General features: G+C 54.0%; 18 protein-coding genes. 6 read left to right on the top strand and 12 right to left on the bottom strand.

What is annotated here, in order from left to right:
* Positions 1 to 41 precede the first annotated feature (41 nt).
* The 3 genes from PUV54_RS01055 to PUV54_RS01065 form a co-directional block, all read right to left on the bottom strand.
* Positions 42 to 389 carry a YdbL family probable chaperone protein gene (locus tag PUV54_RS01055; RefSeq protein ID WP_274493660.1) on the bottom strand — a complete coding sequence of 116 codons (348 nt, stop codon included), beginning with the start codon at positions 387 to 389 and terminating at the stop codon, positions 42 to 44.
* A gap of 23 nt (positions 390 to 412) precedes the next feature.
* The gene (locus tag PUV54_RS01060; RefSeq protein ID WP_274493661.1) at positions 413 to 610 is read right to left on the bottom strand and encodes a YnbE family lipoprotein; all 198 of its coding nucleotides are present in this window, start codon (positions 608 to 610) and stop codon (positions 413 to 415) included.
* A gap of 138 nt (positions 611 to 748) precedes the next feature.
* On the bottom strand, positions 749 to 3,574 hold the full coding sequence (locus PUV54_RS01065) for an intermembrane phospholipid transport protein YdbH family protein (protein ID WP_274493662.1): 2,826 nt from the start codon (positions 3,572 to 3,574) through the stop codon (positions 749 to 751).
* Between the two features lie 77 nt (positions 3,575 to 3,651).
* Here PUV54_RS01065 and PUV54_RS01070 point away from each other — a divergent pair, with 77 nt between their 5' ends.
* A complete protein-coding gene (locus tag PUV54_RS01070) occupies positions 3,652 to 5,538 on the top strand; it encodes a M23 family metallopeptidase (RefSeq protein ID WP_274493663.1) in 1,887 nt (628 codons plus the stop codon).
* A 1-nt stretch (position 5,539) separates the two neighbouring features.
* Here the strand turns inward: PUV54_RS01070 and PUV54_RS01075 are convergent, their stop codons facing one another.
* On the bottom strand, positions 5,540 to 6,124 hold the full coding sequence (locus PUV54_RS01075) for a hypothetical protein (protein ID WP_420797929.1): 585 nt from the start codon (positions 6,122 to 6,124) through the stop codon (positions 5,540 to 5,542).
* Positions 6,125 to 6,143: 19 nt separating this feature from the next.
* Entirely contained in the window at positions 6,144 to 6,476 is a 333-nt protein-coding gene (locus PUV54_RS01080; RefSeq protein WP_274493665.1) for a 7(1) septoil knot domain-containing protein, read from the bottom strand.
* Positions 6,477 to 6,811: 335 nt separating this feature from the next.
* Between PUV54_RS01080 and PUV54_RS01085 the strand changes: the two genes are divergently transcribed.
* The gene (locus tag PUV54_RS01085) at positions 6,812 to 8,230 is read left to right on the top strand and encodes a DEAD/DEAH box helicase (RefSeq protein WP_274493666.1); all 1,419 of its coding nucleotides are present in this window, start codon (positions 6,812 to 6,814) and stop codon (positions 8,228 to 8,230) included.
* A 134-nt stretch (positions 8,231 to 8,364) separates the two neighbouring features.
* A complete protein-coding gene (locus tag PUV54_RS01090; protein WP_274493667.1) occupies positions 8,365 to 9,423 on the top strand; it encodes a GGDEF domain-containing protein in 1,059 nt (352 codons plus the stop codon).
* Here the strand turns inward: PUV54_RS01090 and PUV54_RS01095 are convergent.
* Together PUV54_RS01095 and PUV54_RS01100 are read right to left on the bottom strand one after the other, a co-directional pair.
* Positions 9,420 to 9,893, bottom strand: coding sequence for a J domain-containing protein (locus tag PUV54_RS01095; protein WP_274493668.1), 474 nt, complete (start codon positions 9,891 to 9,893; stop codon positions 9,420 to 9,422). The genes PUV54_RS01090 and PUV54_RS01095 overlap by 4 nt on opposite strands.
* A 46-nt stretch (positions 9,894 to 9,939) precedes the next feature.
* The gene (locus PUV54_RS01100) at positions 9,940 to 10,776 is read right to left on the bottom strand and encodes a division plane positioning ATPase MipZ (RefSeq protein ID WP_274493669.1); all 837 of its coding nucleotides are present in this window, start codon (positions 10,774 to 10,776) and stop codon (positions 9,940 to 9,942) included.
* A 108-nt stretch (positions 10,777 to 10,884) separates the two neighbouring features.
* On the opposite strand from PUV54_RS01100, the gene PUV54_RS01105 reads away from it, so the two are divergent.
* On the top strand, positions 10,885 to 11,712 hold the full coding sequence (locus PUV54_RS01105) for a fimbrial biogenesis chaperone (protein WP_274493670.1): 828 nt from the start codon (positions 10,885 to 10,887) through the stop codon (positions 11,710 to 11,712).
* Here the strand turns inward: PUV54_RS01105 and PUV54_RS01110 are convergent.
* The 4 genes from PUV54_RS01110 to PUV54_RS01125 form a co-directional block, all read right to left on the bottom strand.
* Positions 11,709 to 12,482 (bottom strand): SPOR domain-containing protein, encoded by a 774-nt coding sequence (locus tag PUV54_RS01110; protein WP_274493671.1) that lies wholly within the window; start codon positions 12,480 to 12,482, stop codon positions 11,709 to 11,711. The two genes, PUV54_RS01105 and PUV54_RS01110, sit on opposite strands and share 4 nt — an antisense overlap.
* A gap of 110 nt (positions 12,483 to 12,592) precedes the next feature.
* The gene (locus PUV54_RS01115) at positions 12,593 to 13,372 is read right to left on the bottom strand and encodes a hypothetical protein (protein ID WP_274493672.1); all 780 of its coding nucleotides are present in this window, start codon (positions 13,370 to 13,372) and stop codon (positions 12,593 to 12,595) included.
* Positions 13,372 to 13,806 (bottom strand): DUF1489 family protein, encoded by a 435-nt coding sequence (locus PUV54_RS01120; protein WP_274493673.1) that lies wholly within the window; start codon positions 13,804 to 13,806, stop codon positions 13,372 to 13,374. The genes PUV54_RS01115 and PUV54_RS01120 overlap by 1 nt, the downstream gene beginning before the upstream one ends.
* Before the next feature lie 33 nt (positions 13,807 to 13,839).
* Positions 13,840 to 14,811, bottom strand: coding sequence for a lysozyme (locus PUV54_RS01125; protein WP_274493674.1), 972 nt, complete (start codon positions 14,809 to 14,811; stop codon positions 13,840 to 13,842).
* 426 nt (positions 14,812 to 15,237) lie between these two features.
* Here PUV54_RS01125 and PUV54_RS01130 point away from each other — a divergent pair, with 426 nt between their 5' ends.
* Together PUV54_RS01130 and PUV54_RS01135 are read left to right on the top strand one after the other, a co-directional pair.
* Entirely contained in the window at positions 15,238 to 15,465 is a 228-nt protein-coding gene (locus PUV54_RS01130; protein ID WP_274493675.1) for a hypothetical protein, read from the top strand.
* A 113-nt stretch (positions 15,466 to 15,578) separates the two neighbouring features.
* The gene (locus tag PUV54_RS01135) at positions 15,579 to 15,791 is read left to right on the top strand and encodes a PEP-CTERM sorting domain-containing protein (protein ID WP_274493676.1); all 213 of its coding nucleotides are present in this window, start codon (positions 15,579 to 15,581) and stop codon (positions 15,789 to 15,791) included.
* Here PUV54_RS01135 and mgtE read toward each other — a convergent pair.
* A complete protein-coding gene (mgtE, locus tag PUV54_RS01140) occupies positions 15,788 to 17,251 on the bottom strand; it encodes a magnesium transporter (protein WP_274493677.1) in 1,464 nt (487 codons plus the stop codon). The genes PUV54_RS01135 and mgtE overlap by 4 nt on opposite strands.
* Between the last annotated feature and the right edge of the window lie 91 nt (positions 17,252 to 17,342).

Raw genomic sequence — 17,342 nt, forward strand, 5'->3', positions numbered from 1 at the left:
TTATCGCCGATTCGCCGGCTCTTGGCTGCGAATATTTGGCCTTAAACTTCGCGCCAGTTCCCAGACTGGTCGCGAATGCACTGCCCGCGGCTTGCCTGGTTCAACAGCTTTTCCGCCGTCAGAGCCGCCGCAACATCTATGGTAACGCCATTGCGGCGGGCAATATCCGCATAAACGGCTTTGCGCTGCTGGTTGATATCAGCAATCTCGCGGCGCAGCTCGCTGCTGGCGTTCTTGCCAGTTACAACACCGATGTAGCCATCAGCCTGTTCGCCCACGATGCAGTCATCCTTGGCGCGCTCAACGATCGCACTCGCCGCACTGACAGGGCTTAAACTGGCGGCAAGCAGCATAGCCGCAGCAGCAGAACTAAAAATTCGTTTTTTCATTGAATGATCCATCGCTTTCCCCCTTAGAAAATATCCGGATTGTCGGCGATTGCATCTTCAATCTCACGTTCCAGCTTGACACGAACCTCGCCGGACACGTTGACGTTGAGATTGACTTCAATAGGCTTATCGCCGCCTTCGAGCTTTACACTCGTGCAGGCCAGCATGGCCGCCGCAATGGGCGCCAGTACCGAGAACCTGATTAACTGCGTTTTGATCATTTAAGACCGCCCTCCACGCTGAAACATTATCGGATGCAAATACGCGCTGAACTGAAATTCGACAGTAGACTACTGCACCCTTTAGGCGAAAAACAGGCGGAAATGCGCTTTCCAGCCTCTTCATCGTCATATTTCGCACTAATTTGCACCTCGCCCCGATAGTTCCTCCTGCACCTTCAGCTCAATTGACCTGAGCAAATTCGCCTGTCGAATCAGATCCATGTTCTCCACGGTAAGATTGATGCGGTAAAGAACGGGCACATTCTGAACGCTTTGATTTCGAACTGTAAGGTCTCCCGTTCCCTCAAACCGGAGTCCGAAATCAAGCTGACCATCGAGAGCTCCGTTGACCGTCACCTCGAGCGATTTGTAGCGAAGATCGCGCAGGAAATCGAAAGCGACCTGAGCGTTTTCGCCAGCAGCGGACGCCGCATCCGCTGCAGGCCCGGTATATCGAATAGCCCCGGGCCCGTTTGAGCGAAACACGCCGTTTTCGATCCGCGCCTTGCCGTCTTCAAAGACGAGCGGCAGCGATCCGCTTAAAACGCCTTCACCCGATAAACCTTCCACGCTGGCAAAATCCAGCACCTGTTCCAGATGAATATTTTCAGCACGTAATGGAATCGTTGCAGCACCAGAAAAAGAGGCTGTCGCCTCATATGCGCCAATAGTTCCGCCAAACCAGGGGAACTCTCCGCGTTTCAATTGCAGCGTATCATTCCCTGGAAACTCAAACGAGACTTCACCATTGGTGAGTTCAAGGGCGCCAGCGTCAACAATGTTAAGCGTCAAGGTTTGAACACCTTCTGTTGAAACGGGCAGAAGGTTGTTCAATGTCACGGAGCCATTCACGCCAGTTGTGCGCGTAACAGCCAAAGTAGGTCCGTCGAATGAGATGTCATTGAGATCAAAATTCGCGCCGGAGGTAATGCCTTCTTTCGACCAGCCAAACCTGACTGCGCCATCTGCTCCGCCTGTCGCCGCGGAAACAATACCCTTCAGTCCCGGCGCTAATTCATTGGGCTGCAATCCTTCCGGTTCGAAACGCAAATCCTGAAAAGTGAAAGTGGTTTCGCCACTAGCAGTAGACATGTCGTGGCGGCCTGTCCCAACGCCGAGCGCGTTTCCAGCCGGCGTCATCAACGAATACTGAAATGTAGTATCTTTGCCTTCCAATTCAAATGTTCCGTCTGCAATCACAGGCGTGATAAACTTTAGCTCCGCGCTTTGCTCGGCGCGAACACGGTCGACCACGCCGCTAGCACGCATTACTGCGGGATCAAGAGAAAAATCGAACCGCCCAATCATTGCTGACAAGTCGATCATCTCGTTCAGCGTCACATCGCCACCCGTTGCAATCCCTTCAATCGTCGTCCGGCTATCGAGCGGATTGTAGACGGCATTAAAGCGGATATTCGGCGGACGGCCGGACGCACTGGTTTCGCCAAGACTAAAGCGTCCATTCGCAGAAGAAATTTCTCCGTTTAAGGAGCAAACCATATCGCCCGCCCAGGTAAACACCAGAAGCGGACCGTCTGCATTACATAGCTGCGTGCGTCCCAGTGATGCTTCTGCGTTCTGCTCCTCAAGCCGCAACTGACCGCGCTCAAAAGTGATGCACTCTTCCCTATTGTAGATGTTTACTGTCTGGGCCGACAAATTGCCTTCGGCCCTGAATGCTGAAGTAAAAGGCGCGTCTGAAACTGACAGCCTGCCGATCTGCGCTCTGCGCAGTCCTGATTTCAGTGCAAGATCAGCAGTTAAATCATCACCGTTCAGCACACCGGAAAATTCAATCTGAGAATCATCGAGAGAGAGTTCGGGAGAAGAATATTGTTCAACCGTGATTGGCGCGGCGACACGCCAACGGTCGTTTTCGCGTTCTATATCGGCTGACCCAGCGGCATTTACACCAGCGCTTTTGATAGCAAACTGAAAAGATGCTGTCTCCCGCTCACCCCGGAGAGCGTAGAGCGGCGCAGCGCCGCTCTGGGCTATCGTAAGCCCCGTTCCATCAGGCGCCGCTAGCGTTACGGGCGCACTTTCCCTTAACCGCACTTCAAACACGCTGTCCGAAAAGTTTACGTCAAACTCACCTTCCAAAGCAGCTTCGCTTACAGACTGTCCGAACGCCAGTTCTATTGGTGCAAGTTGGTTGAGTGTTTCCTGGTTTTGGGCAGAGCCGAACAAGATCTGTGGCGCACTAAAAGAGATATGCGCGTTTCCTGCGACAGTGTTGCGTTCGCCCTCAATCAAATCCCGCCAGTTGACGCCTTCTCCGTCAATCGCCAGCGAAACATTGTTCGCCGCAACGCCTTGCGCAAGCATATCGCCTTTAAACGCAAAGACGAGCGCCGTCGAACCGCTTTCAGCTAATTCTAATTCCGCATTTATTTTGCCCGCTGGAATTGTCAGCTCCTTCAAGCCAAAATTGTTGCTTTCCAATTCAATTTCAGCCCTGCCGCCTGTTTCTTTCTCAAATTCCGCAGAGAGTTCTCCCACAGCACTCCCGGCAGATGTTTCAGCGTGAAGCCTAATGCTGCTTAGAATTAACGACTGGAATGGAAGCTCTGCGCCACCGCTGCCCTCTCCGCCGCTAGCCAAACCGGGAATTGAAACCTGACCGCCATCTGAAATGTTTACTCTCAGAAGGCCTGGTCCGGCTCGAACCGCTGCAACTTTTTGCGCGCTGAGCAATTGACGCCAATGATAGTCAACCTCGATCACGTGAAACTGAAACGCCTCGCGTGCCTCAGCTCCACTGGAAACTTTTTCTAGACGAATACCGTCAAAAGTTAACGCGGTAACTGTCGCTTGCGGCTGCTCTAACCCTGCGCCAGCCATAGCGCTGCGCACAGCCCAACCCGCAAGGGGCAAACGAATGAGATAGAGCGCCGCGGCGATAATCGCCACGAGCAACAGTAAAATCGCCAGGAAGCGCGCCGCCCGCATCTTGTTACCCATATCCCTCAAACGCGACCGCCGCTTTTCTCTATTGATTAACGACGTTTTCGTCTAATGAGCGAAGCGGCCTTGCCAGCATGCCGAAAATTGAAGCGTTTGGCGAGGCATGCGATGAAGGTGATTTGCGATGCAACATGAGGGCGGCCAAACATAACATGTCGGACGAGTTTGTTCATACAGGTCAGAGCCTTACGGGTAATGGCGCTGCCTATTGCCCAATCGAGCGCAAGCGCCGTGGCCCGGGCGCCCTTGCCGCAGCTCTTAGTATTCTTGTTTTAGGGGCTGGTTTTCTGGCGATTTCCGCCACATCTGCGCCCCAAAAAACCTCAGAAGCGCCTATCAGCATCGCCCTTCAGCCCGAGACTGAGGCACGTGAGTCTGTGGCTGATGCGCGCAATATCGATATCGCATCCGCAATCGAGCAATCCCGGTCAGCACGGCTGGATGCTTCCGCTAGCAATGCAGAAACGATTTCCCGAGACTCAGACACGTTCGCTCCCAGCCTGAAACCTTCGAGGACTGAAGGGGCGCCTAAAGACAGCGCATCGCAAGAAAATAAATCAGGGACTGAACACGCGCTCGCCCCAAGACTTAAGCCAGCCGCTTCCGAAACGGTCATTGCAGAAACCAATCCCGTGACGCAGCCGATGAAACTCGGCGGATTGTTTTTGGCGAGTGATGACGATGCGCCGCCGCCAGTGTTTTTTACGAGCGATATCGAACGCAGAGTCATCACGCACGCCAACCCTCAGATTCAACTCGTCAAGGACATCGTTTCTGAACCGGAAAACGTGCGAGTCAGGCTGTCGCGCGGCGAAAACTTTGTCGATGCTCTAAAACGGGCCGGTGTCAGCGCTGAAGATGCAAACACGGCCGCCTATGCGTTTGGTCGTCACCACAACCTGCGGCGCCTGCTGCCAGGACAAGAATTCGCGTTAACGCTTGGCTGGCCGAACCAGACGCTCTTTCAACAGGTAACACAAGCGCAGCAAGCGCGCCTTATCCGCTTGGAATACCGTGCTGACGTTGAGAACCGAGTGATCGTCCGGCGCGAGCTAAACGGAGATATGACAGCGGAGAAGAAAACTATCCCGCTGACGACGCGTGTCATGTCCGTCGCCGGTCGCATTAATGGCAGTCTTTATATGTCAGCAAAAGCAGTCGGGGCGCCTGACGAAGTGATCGCGAATTTAGCCGATGCATTTGCATATGATGTAGATTTTCAGCGCGAAATTTTTGGCGGCGACGAATTCGAAGCCATCTTCGAAGTAAAATATGACGACCTTGGCAAACTCGTTTCATCAGGAGATATTCTCTACGCACGGCTTAACTGGCGTGGACGCTCTCGTGAAAAAGGGTACTACCGCTTTGACGATGAAAGCGGCGACCGGGTCGAATTTTATGATGCGACGGGGCAAGGAGCCAAACGCCTCTTGATGAAAACGCCTATTGACGGCGCGCGACTTTCTTCCGGGTTTGGCACGCGAAAACATCCTATCCTGGGTTATCGGCGCGCACATAAGGGCGTCGATTTCGCCGCCAATCGCGGCACGCCTATCAAAGCCGCCGGCGACGGGATTGTCGAACGGGCGAACCGTTATGGCAGTTTCGGGAATTACATTCGTATCCGGCACGCAAACGGCTATCAAACCGCCTATGCGCATCTAAATGGTTTCGCGCGCGGCATACGCTCAGGCAAGCGCGTTCGCCAAGGCGACATTATAGGCTACGTGGGAACAACTGGCCGCTCGACCGGACCGCATCTTCATTACGAAGTTCATCTCAACGGCAAGGCCGTAAACCCGCAGCGATTGAAGATTGCCACTGGCAAGAAACTAACCGGTTCTGAACTTGACCGTTTCCGAATCCAGCGAGACATCATCAACGCCATGCGCATGCCCGAAGCTGAACGCGAGGCGCTTTACGCGCGCGATGAGTCGTCTAGCTCTAATGAAACACTGTAGGCTACTCCGCTCCCCACGGTGCGGGCGGTGCTGACACTGGTGTCGTTAAATCAAACTCAACCCGGAAAAACCTGTTCTCACGGGAGAGTTCATAAGCGAAAACGGTATCGGTAATTTCAAGGGCCCATACATTTGTGACAGACGCCGTAAGGGCTTCGCGATGAAAAAGTTCCACTGAATACGCGTCAACCGGAAATTCGGCGCGGGTTTCGGAAATTACGCTGCTATCGCCGCCATATTGAGTCACAGCATCTTCCGAACCATCCTCATGCCGGTGATCGTGCTTGAGACGCAATCCCTCCTCAGTTCGTGTTAGAACCCATGTTCGCGATCGGTTATCGCCTACATGGAAAGGAACCCTGATCTCATTGTCAGAACATTCCCTGACATGCATCACCATTTTTTCGGCGACGAAATCAGCATCAACTTCATCGGTTGAGACCAACTTGCCTTCAAAAGCCTCTCCACAATTTGAGGCTATTCGCGCCATGAATTCGTCAGCAGGTTCTTCCCCATCGACACTCGGCGCCTGCGAAGAGCATCCGCTCAACCAAAGCACCGCTACAATCAAACGCGCATAGTTCATGTTCATCAAGGTTTTCCGTTTATGGCCAGCCCGGAAAGCTATCAACCAGTTTTATTTTTACATCAGGAAAGCTATCCACATACTGAATTTTCACGTCCGGAAAACTTTCGACAAATTTCCATTGGCCGCAATCGTCAGGAAAACTCTCTACAACCTGAACATTCAGATCCGGAAAGCTTTCTACCACCTGGACCGTGATGTCCGGAAAACTGTCAACCACCTCAACGTCGCCATAGAGTGGGAAGCCGTTATATGTACAGGCGTCTTGATCAATTCCCTCTCCCGCCACCGCTGAATTGGCAAGTGCGCATAGCAAGACTGGTGCGCCGAAACGGGACAGAGCTGCTTTCATGTGATGATTTTAGGCAACATCACGGCAGAGGACCAGCCTCAAACCGGTTCCATTTCTTCGTGTGCGTTGACTCATCTGCTGAAGCTTCGTAGTCCCCATAACTACAAATGCTGCGATGCAGCGCGCGCTATCGGCCAATTAGGGCCCTACTATAAGACGCCAGCGCCTTCACACATCGCAACAATCTCCCCACTGGGGAGGCATTTGAACCGATGACGCATCGCTTCCAAACGGCGGAAGAGCGGGGCGTTGGAAAACCAACTCCCGCCGATGCGACATAGTCAGAACATACCGCCCCTAAGGCGCGTTCCGGCAACAAACTAGACGGAGACTGAATGTCATTCGCTGAACTCGGCTTATCGCCGAAACTCCTCGAAGCCATCGCCAAAGCTGGCTACGAAACGCCAACCCCTATTCAAGAGCAAGCGATCCCCCCCGCTACGGAAGGGCGAGACGTCCTCGGCATCGCACAGACCGGGACGGGAAAAACGGCATCTTTCACGCTGCCGATGATTGAACGCCTTTCAAAGGGCCGCGCAAGAGCGCGTATGCCACGCAGTCTTGTGCTTGCGCCTACGCGAGAACTCGCTGCGCAAGTTGCAGAAAATTTTGAAAAGTACGGCATCAATCACAAACTATCCATGGCGCTCTTGATTGGCGGGGTTTCATTCGGCGATCAGGATGCAAAACTTACGCGCGGCGTTGACGTCCTCATCGCAACCCCGGGCCGTTTGCTTGACCATTTCGAACGTGGCCGCCTTCTCCTTACCGGTATCGAGGTGATGGTTATCGACGAGGCCGACCGCATGCTCGATATGGGCTTCATTCCCGACATTGAAAAAATCTTCAAACTGACGCCGATCACACGTCAAACACTGTTCTTTTCAGCGACCATGCCGCCCGAAATTCAGCGGATTACCGATCAATTTCTGCATAATCCGGTGCGTGTTGAAGTGGCAAAACCCGCGACGACTGCCGATACGATCACGCAACGTATCGTCAACATGCCATCCAAGGACGATAAGCTTAAACGAAATGCGCTTCGTGAGTTACTAGGCCTTGATGGCGTCAAAAACGGAATCATCTTCTGTAACCGCAAATCGACGGTCGACATCGTCGCCAAGTCTCTGCAAAAGCATGGCTTTAATGCACGCCCTATTCATGGCGATCTCGCACAGGCGTTTCGCACGGAAACGCTCGACAAATTCCGCAATGACGAAATTCAATTTTTGGTGGCGTCGGATGTGGCTGCGCGCGGCCTCGATATTCCAGCAGTAAGTCACGTTTTCAACTATGATGTTCCAATCCATGCTGATGATTATGTTCACCGGATTGGCCGGACTGGCCGTGCCGGCCGGAAAGGCGCAGCGATGATGCTGGTTACGCCAGCAGACAGCAAGTATTTCGACGCGATATTGAAAACGATTAGCGCTGATGAAATCCAGGCATTAGACTTTACGAAGTTTTTTGAGGAGAATCCTGGAACCGAAAAGCGCCGCCGTAAACCGGATGATAAACGTAAACGCACCACGAAACGGAACAGCCGTAAAGACGGCGATGCGAAAGCTGATGACAACAGGCAGCCGGAAGCAAGCCTGAAAGAGTCCGGTCAGGATGACAATCAACAACGCCCCGGTCGCCGTAAACGGAGCGAATCCAAGAGTTCATCGCGGCGACGCGAAAAAGCGCCTGAACCTGTTGTTGGCTTGGGCGAACATGTCCCGGCATTCATGACGCGAGCGGTCGCAAGATAAAAGCTATTAACTTTCCGGTAAGCTCTGTTTCCGAAATACTGAATGAAGGGTTTAGCCAAACCTTTACCATGTTTTTCTAGGCTCCCCATGAGCTAGGGGGAGGCGAACGCCTCGATACAAGTCAGCAGGACAACATGGCTTTAGATACTGAAACATCGCATCGTTATGCCGAGATCACTTTAGGCGCATTAAAACAATCAGGGCTTTCTTCGACGCCCGATAATTATGAGCTGTGGTACGCCCATGTTGAAGGCGGAAACGCCGCCTTGTCTTCTGCAATACAAAAAGCGACTGATAAGGATGGCAAGCTATCGCAGGAAAAAGCTGACCGTCTTTACAAAGAATTTATACAGCACGCAGAACTTTCCCATGACATGATGAAGCTGGTCGCACGGTTTCACGAAGAGGTCTCTGACCTTTATGATGTTGTTGAGCAAGGCGGCGAAAACGCGACCGGTCACAGCGAAAAGCTGACCAGCATTTCAGATCAGTTAACAGCAGCGGCTTCAGACACGCCGAACGTCGGGGATCTGCTCGAAAGCATTCTGAATGTCGCTAAGACCATGCGTGCTGAAAACGAAGCCTTAGAGTCAAGGCTCGCGGAGTCCGCCAGTGAAGTGAGCGCTCTACAACGCGACGTTGAAGCTATTCAAGCAGAAGCCATGCGCGATGCGCTGACTGGCGTTGCAAACCGGGCGACTTTTGATCGCTCTTTAGTCGTACATATGCAAGAAGCGCTTGATGAAGAAGAACCTCTCGCCCTCTTGCTTGGCGATATCGATCATTTCAAGAATTTCAATGACACTTGGGGTCATCAGACTGGGGATCAGGTGCTGCGTCTCGTTGCCGACGTCATGAATAATAACGTGAAGGGGCAGGACTTGCTGGCCCGGTATGGCGGTGAGGAATTCGCTGTCGTACTGCCGGGTACTTCGCTCGCGAACGCGAAGATGCTTGCAAACCGCATTCGTGAGGCAGTGCAATCGCGACGATTGAAAAAGCGACGTACTAACGAAGACTTGGGCGTCATTACGATGTCTATCGGCGTTGCCACGCTCAATGAAAATGATTCGTCAGAATCATTAATTGAGCGCGCCGACCAGTGCCTTTACGCAGCAAAACATGCCGGCCGCAACTGCGTGATCGGTGAAGAAGAGCTTTCACAAAAGCAAGCTGACAAGGGCGTGGCCTAACCCTCCCCCAGACGTCGCAACAAAAAATCCCTCGCCTCGTTTATTTTTGAGGCGAGGTAATCAGTCCCGCCCCGGTCGGGATGAAGCTGGGAAATCAGTTTCCGATGCGCGGCTCGAACAGCACCAGCGTCCGCATCTTTTTCAAGGCCAAGTACTGAGAGCGCTTCATCTTCGCTCATTTTCCTGTCGTTGCGAGACGGTGCTACACTCGTTTCGTCTTCTTCAAGATCCTTTTGTGATCCGCGCCACGCCTCAATCGCCGTGACGCCGCCCGCTGCAATCAGCACCATGAACGCCAGCGGCCACAGCTTGGCGGCAAGGAGCGCCGCAGTCAGGGCGAGCCAAACAACCCCCTTCAAAATCGTCATGCTGCGTTTGTCGCTGTTTGAGTCATCTCCGGCGGCAAGGCGAAACAACAACCAGCCCGCCGCTGCAACCGCTATCACCAATGAGACTAATCCAAACCACATTTCTGAAGTCTAGACGTTTCCTGAGTGGAGAGCGAATGGTTTGGCTTCAGGCCGCCGCCGCTTCGCTTTCGCCGCCCTGTTCTTGTTGCGGCAGGTTCAGGGACGCCACCAGCGAACGTATTTCCAGCCGCGCCGTTACGTGGCTCATAGTTGTAAGCCGCACTGGAGAATCGACCCCGCCTAAGTCAAGCAAAGTCAAACCGATGGGGAACAACTCTCGATAGATCACCCGATCGCCAAAGCCACGCGCTAGCCGGAAACCTATCCGCGAAGAAAGCTCATCGAGTTTATCGCCCATGTTCTTTTTGTTACGAGCCCGTGTTGCAGAAAGCCTGTTTCGCATAACGACCCAGTCAATGCCGCCGGGCACCCCGGTCATCGCCCGCTGCTTGCGAGCGGTCCAAACCATTTCGCTGTAAAGACTAGGCCCAGTCACTTTGCCAGTCTCAGGATCAATCCGCGCCAGAAGGTCGAAATCAACAAAACTATCATTCAAGGGCGTAACAATCGTATCGGCATGCAAGTGGGCCAGCCGAGAAAGGTGCGTATTCGCACCAGGGCAGTCGATGACGACAAAATCACACCCCTCAAGCGACTGCAGAGCGGCTTTGAAGTTCTCAGATTCTTTTGCCTGGCTTTCTGCCCGGCTATCCAGACTCGATGGCTCAACATCCACCTCGGTCGGAAAAACCAGCTCTTTTCCTTTGATTTCACAGAATTTTTTTCGGTTTTCAATGTATCGCTTAAGGCTACCTTGCCGCAAATCAAGATCTACGGCGCCAACCTTATAGCCTGATCGCATTAGCGCGACGATCAAGTGCATGGCGGTGGTGGACTTGCCCGACCCGCCCTTTTCATTTCCCAGTACAATTACGTGCGTCATTAATGTTTCCACTGACCCGCGCTTGAAAAAGCCGGGATTTCATCTTTCTTGCATACCGATGAGAAACCATCTCCCGCTAGTTTCGAGTGTGAGACGATTCTGGTTTCTATGGCGATAGGCAAATATTTCAGCACTTTCTCGGCCCTGGTTGGCATTCTGGCTATGTTCGCCATGCCCGCCAACGCTGATATGGGCGTCTTTCCCCTGCGACAGGTCCTGACACTGGAGGACCCTTCCTCGGTTTTCACCATATCAAACCCTTCGGACCGGATTATTGAAGGCCGCGTGACGTGGATCGACCTGAGCGCAACCGAAACCGGTTATGCTCAGGCCAGCCCAGAAAGTCGGGCAAAGCTCAGCGCTGCTCCCTACCTTGTGGTGACACCAGCGCAGTTTCGGCTGAAACCGGGCGCCCGCATGGATATATCCGTTCAAATTCGAGATGGAGTAAAACTGCCAAAAGGCGAACGCCGATCGCACCTGCTTGTAGAAACCGAGGCCTCTCGAACGCCTATCCGCAAAGCAAGTAACAGAGGCCTGCAGGTCGATGTTGGACTCGGCGTTTCCGTACCAGTGATCCTTCGAAACGGCGGAAAAACAAAATCCAAGTTCGATGATACACGTCTCTTACGCGATACGGACGGCACGCTGAATTTGGAAACAATGATTGTGCCGTCTGGCAACAACTCCAGCTATGGCCGGGTTATCGTTGAATACACGCCCGAACAACACAACAGCAGCGCTGTCCAGCTTGGGGTCAGGGAAAACGTCGCTGTTTTTACTGATACCGAAAAACGCAAGGTTTCGGTGCCGTTTGGTTTTGTGTCGCTGGACGCGGGCGAAATACTAATCCGCTATGAGGGCCAGGAAGAATATGAGGGCGTCGTTTTTGACGAACGTGTTTTTGATCTCGCACCTCCGGTTGAAGAAGACTAACTATCTGACTCCGCGAGCGACAAACGCTCTCCCTCAAAGCCCTCCACAGCGCAAAACATGCCCTTCGCTTTCAATTGTGCGCAGAGGGCATCGGCTTTGTCTTTCGCTGCGAAGCCGCCGCCGATCAGGCGGAGAAACCTTCCCTTGTCAGTAACGGTTATATTTTCAACACGCGGCTCGAGTAAGCCTAGTTCATCAGGGTTTTCCCGTTGCAATTGACGCCATCCGGCGCGCGCTTCCTCAAGCTTGCGATAGGACGCCAGATGAACGCCATACAGCACGCTTTCAGTCTTGATTTCACCATTAGCTTCGTTCTCGAACACAGTTTCATTGGAAGCGAATGTTGGCTGGACAAGCCGCGGAGATGTTTGCACCGGCACTTCAGACTGGGCGAGCGCTGGAGACGCAGCATCATCTACAACCGCAGTGGACGGTTCCGGGTCTTTTGTAATTGCTTCCGGCGCTGGAGGCAGTGAGACTTCAGCTTCTTGTTGAATGTCTCCGTCAGTCTCATTTTCCAAAGCCGCGCTGTCTCGCTCGCGCTGAAAGGACAGCACCTGATTGGCGAGTCGCGCATTTTGAGATTTTAATCGCGCAACTTCCGCTTCAAGCGAAGCGACTTTCAAAGCTTGCGCTTCCAAATCGCTATCACTGAGTTCCGCTGCGCTGTCGCCGCCTGATAGAGAGGCGCAAGCAGAAAGCAAGGTGAACACAGCCAGGGCGCCAAGCGTACGCAAAAAGGAGGCAGAGGTTGTTTTGAGTGTTAACAAGGCCCGGTTTCTCCTCGAGAATCCTGAATCGCTGCTATCATACCCCTCATAAGCCAGCCATCCAAGCTTTATGGCGCTTTATCGTTACAGTTTCACGAAACAGGTAAGAATCAGCCAGCCGCGCGCGCGCCAGCCTCCGGGTTGTGCGACACCGGCGTGAAGACAAGCGCAGCGCCCTTTGCATCTTTTTCTAACAATCCGACATCATAAAACAGCGCAGATCCGCCTCTGGTTCCACCCGCCAAAAAAAACAGAATCTCTTCCACCCCGTCACTGTCGAAATCAGCGTTCGCCAACTCCTGCATCTCGACAAACTGATTATTTTCCGAAATGCGCCATTGGTGGGCGCTGGGCTGTTCGACAGAGAGTGGCGTTGATCCCCCTGCTTCTTCTCCGAGTCTCATAACGCTTCGAAGCAACGCCAAATCTTCCTTCGTGGGCGAGCCGTCCTGAAAATGGCTGCCGTTTGCGGGTTGGGCGTTCATCAGCGCAAACAAAGCGCCGCATGCCCTGATGAAATATCCTTCCCGGCGCATCTCGCGCGTTGTACCGGCGTACCAGCCATCGAAGGAAAGCTCGCGAAAAGCGCGACAGGTTTGAACCTCGCGCTGCGAAGTCATGTGGCCGCCAGGGTCGCTCATAACGAGCGTGACGGATTTCCCTTGAAGGTCGAGAATTTTTTGATCCTGCAGCGCCGACAGGTCAGCATGGCCATAACATCTCGCACTGGCGTCTTCGAACAACGGCATATCTGTCTTCAGGCAGATTTCGTAGGCGGATTGACTGGTCCGGGGTTGATCGTTGTCATCATCCAGCTGTTGCGTGACAAATGCTGCAACCGCCGCGCTCCCCGCGCCCAAGCCAATAGCAAGCGTTCTCAATGCGACCATTACAGCAACCCCAGCTCAGCTAGCTCAAGCGCCAGTTCCGGCGGCGGAGACTTTTTTTGACTACTGGCCTCAATATCGCGCGGCGCTTCTCTATCCTGCAAGTACCGCCATCCCTGAAACGCGCGTCGAGGCGACGGGGCTGTGAGCACCAATGCCGGATCGAAGAGGATTGCCGTACGCTCGATCTGATCCTGCCCAATTCGCTTTTCAAATCCGATGATCTTTTGACGGGAGAGGATTACCCCCTTGATCACCCAGTAAATAGAACCGCCGTTTAAAAGCTCATCCGCGCGTCTCGGGTGCATACGGGTGACATGGTCGTGGCAGCGGCCCATGCCAGTTTTGATGTTTGCCTGCACACGCTTTTTGATCCAAGCGCGCAGATCATCAACGCCATTGGCGCCGACACAGAGCTTAACAAGATGAAGCGTCATCCCGAGACAATAGCATGTTAGAGACTTATTTCGCTATTCAGCGACGCGCATGCGCGCGAGGTCCCGCGCCCGCTGACGTTTGAGATCGTGGCGCGCTGTGCGTTTCACAAGAATATAGAGGATGAAATAGCACATCGCTGCACCAGTAGCGGACAGCCATATGGGCAGATTCTCAAACAGCGCAGCAAACCTGTCGTAGGAAAGACCCAGCGCTTCGGCGATGCCAGGCGCTTCCTGCCCCAACAGCAAAATGACGCCAATACCGGTCAGCACGAACGCCAGCATTCCCGCCAGTAACGCGCCGATGGTGACGCCCATGTCGGCTCGTTCTTCAGCTTTCGAAACAATCATTTTCGACGGGTCGCCGGAAAGCGCCTGCGTCGCCGCGAACAATGCGCGCGTTCTCGCCGCTCTTTCCTCCGGCGCTAACTCGCGCTTGGAATCATGTTTGATTTTTTCAAAATCAACGAGCGGTTTTGCATTCATCACGCGGTCTGACACGAATTCCGGCTCGCACTCAGCCGCCGGTAGAACATCCGAGGACGGAACGACTAGCGCCGCATCAGTAGGCATCAGAAAAAGCGATTTCTCCGCCGCGCGTCTGCGCACAAGGCCGTCAAGCGTTGCAAGTTCGTTATTTACGAAAGCCTTGGTCCATAATTCAAAAGCGTTAGCGGCGCCAATCTTGTCGCCGGCATTCAGTTTACGAAGAACGGTAGATCGCTTCCAATTATCTTCGCCAATATTGAATATTAACGAAACGAGCGCGTCATGTTCATTCTGATTAAGGGGCGCACGGACAGTGTCGCCTATGAGCTGCTCTATTGGCTGAACGTCATCTTTGAGGAGGCGTTCTGCATCACCTTCTGTGACGCTCATGCCGTGGCGGGCCGAACCTGTGTGGCCATAGCCAACAGTCCATTGTTCAGTCGGCGCATAATGCGCAGACATGCGAAGGCCCTCATACCCTTTGATCAGATTAAGACCGGTCTCTCCCGTCCGCATTAGACCCGCTCTACCCCTCTCGACACACATTCAACCATACCGGACCCGTTCGGATGGATAACCTTCTGGTTGATCCCACAGCTCCCCCCGACAAATACCGTTAATGATTCCTAACACGAGATGGCCGGATTTGGTAGACGGATGGCATTCCCTAGGACATTTCACGGTCTAGAGGCGCCAAAACGGCACAGTCGGAGCCTGTCGTTAATGAGTTTTTACCTGCACAAAGGACGGGGGAGACCGGCTCAAAACGCATAATAAGCTGAAAAATATAGCATTTTTCGAATTCCCCTCTGCTCCCCTGACGCACAATTCTGGCACAATAATTGGTACTAAGTCCCTCGTAGAGCCATATCCGCCGGAAATGAGGGTGAAATTCCTCACTCTCAGCTATAATTCCCCAGGCGGGGGTGTCAGAGGTGTCTTATGTTGGGCAATGGGATCACAAACATCATCGCCGCCGCCATCATAGCGGTTGCGATCGTGTTCACCGGCGGTCTAGGCGGCGGAAAAGGGTCTTCGGGCATGACCGAAGAGGAATTCGCCGCTTGGTATGCGCGCGCAGTGGGCGATATTCGCAACGACATTGTCGTGAATTGCGGCTGTTGCGGCGAAGCTGAGGGCCAGCGGAGGGCCGCCGCCGATTCTTTTTAGCACCCCGCCCGGTTCCAACACGGCTCGCAGGGTATAATCCGGTTGAGCCAGTAGAGCCGAGGCGGGTTCCGCCAACCCCGGTATTGCCGCCGGTCCTGCCGCCGGACACGCCGGTGAGTACACCGGACGGGCCGCCGATACCGCCCGTGATCATACCGCCAATTTATATTCCGCCGGTCGACCCGCCTTGCGACCCAGAAACTGATCCCGAATGCGAGCCGGAGGAGCCGCCTGTAGATGCGCCGGAACCCGCGCTTCCCTTGCTGCTGCTTATCGGCTGCGGCCTGATCTGGTGGTATCGCCGAAATTCGCTTCAGGCTTACTAACCGGCGGCGGGCAAGAGCACCGCTGCCGCTAGTCCGAGAAACACAAAGAAGCCGACGATATCCGTTACTGTCGTTACAAAGACAGCAGATGAAACCGCCGGATCGGCGCCCGCGCGTTGAAGCCCGATTGGGATAAGAATACCGGCTAGCCCCGCAGCCAACAGGTTGATGATCATGGCGACGCCGACGACTAGGGCGAGATTAATCGCAGCCGCCTCGGTCCCCCATCCGCTCGCAAAAAACCAAACGCCCGCAAGGGCGCCCATAATGACTGCGAAGATAAGGCCGTTTAAAAAGCCTACGAGCGCTTCGCGGAAAACGATGCGCGCAGCGTTCGTTGCTGTAAGGTCTTTTGTCGCCAGAGAACGAACGACAACGGTCAGTGTTTGCGTACCGGCATTGCCACCCATTGAGGCGACAATCGGCATAAGCACGGCAAGTGCAACAATCTGACCGATGGCGGCGTCAAACATTGCGATCACAAGCGATGCAAGGATTGCCGTACCTAAATTTACTGCAAGCCATGAAAATCGCGAACGCACGGTTTCAAACACTGTGTCGGATAGACCCGTGTCCGCCTCAACGCCGGCCAACGCAAGCATGTCCTCTTGCGTTTCCTCGCGGACCGTTTCCACGACGTCGTCCACCGTCACCATGCCGATCAGGCGGTCGGCGTCATCGACGACTGGCGCGGAAATGAGGTTGTACTGTTCGAAGAGATACGCGACCTCTTCCTGGTCCATGGTCGCAGGCACGGTGCGCATATCGCGGCTGGACATTATATCCTGAATAACCGTTTCGCGTTTTGACTTTAACAGCGTTGAAAGCGGCACCGACCCCATTGGCTTGAATGCCGGATCGACGACAAACACCTCATAGAACTTGTCGGGCAGATCTTCGGTTCCACGTAACCGGTCTATGATCTGACCGACGGTCCAGAATGCAGGCGACGCGAAAAACTCACGCTGCATGAGGCGGCCGGCGCTATCCTCTTCAAAGTCGAGAGCCGCGCGTAGAGCGAGCCGGTCTTCAATCGGCGCAAGCGCAAGAATTTCCGCCTGTTTTTCTTCATCCAGATCTTCGAGTACGAACGCGGCGTCGTCCGTATCAAGCTCCATGACCGCTTCTGCGACCTTGGCCGGCTCCATGGCCTCGATGACGTCTTCGCGCAGATCTTCATCCAGTTCTGCGAGAACTTCGGACGGAATCGCGCCGCCAAGCATGGCGATCAGCGCATCACGCTCTTCTTCACGCAGAAGGCCGATTAAGTCAGCAACGTCCGCCGGGTGTATTTCACGGGTCAGGCCATGATATGCCTCTACGTCTTCGGCATCGATGGCGTCCTCGACAGACCGGACGAACTCTGGCGACAGCGTCTGGTCGTCCGCAAACTGACCATCTTCTTCCGGCGGCAGGTCACCGTGCCGCGGTTCTTCCTCAGGGGGCGCAATTTCAGACATAAACCCCCCTTGGCTGGCGGATAAACCGTTGGAAAGGCTGAATAGTCTGTTGCTAGGCCAGCCCTTTTTGGAACGCAAGAGGGTTGGAAGA

This window comes from Hyphococcus flavus (assembly GCF_028748065.1).
Classification (GTDB): domain Bacteria; phylum Pseudomonadota; class Alphaproteobacteria; order Caulobacterales; family Parvularculaceae; genus Hyphococcus; species Hyphococcus flavus.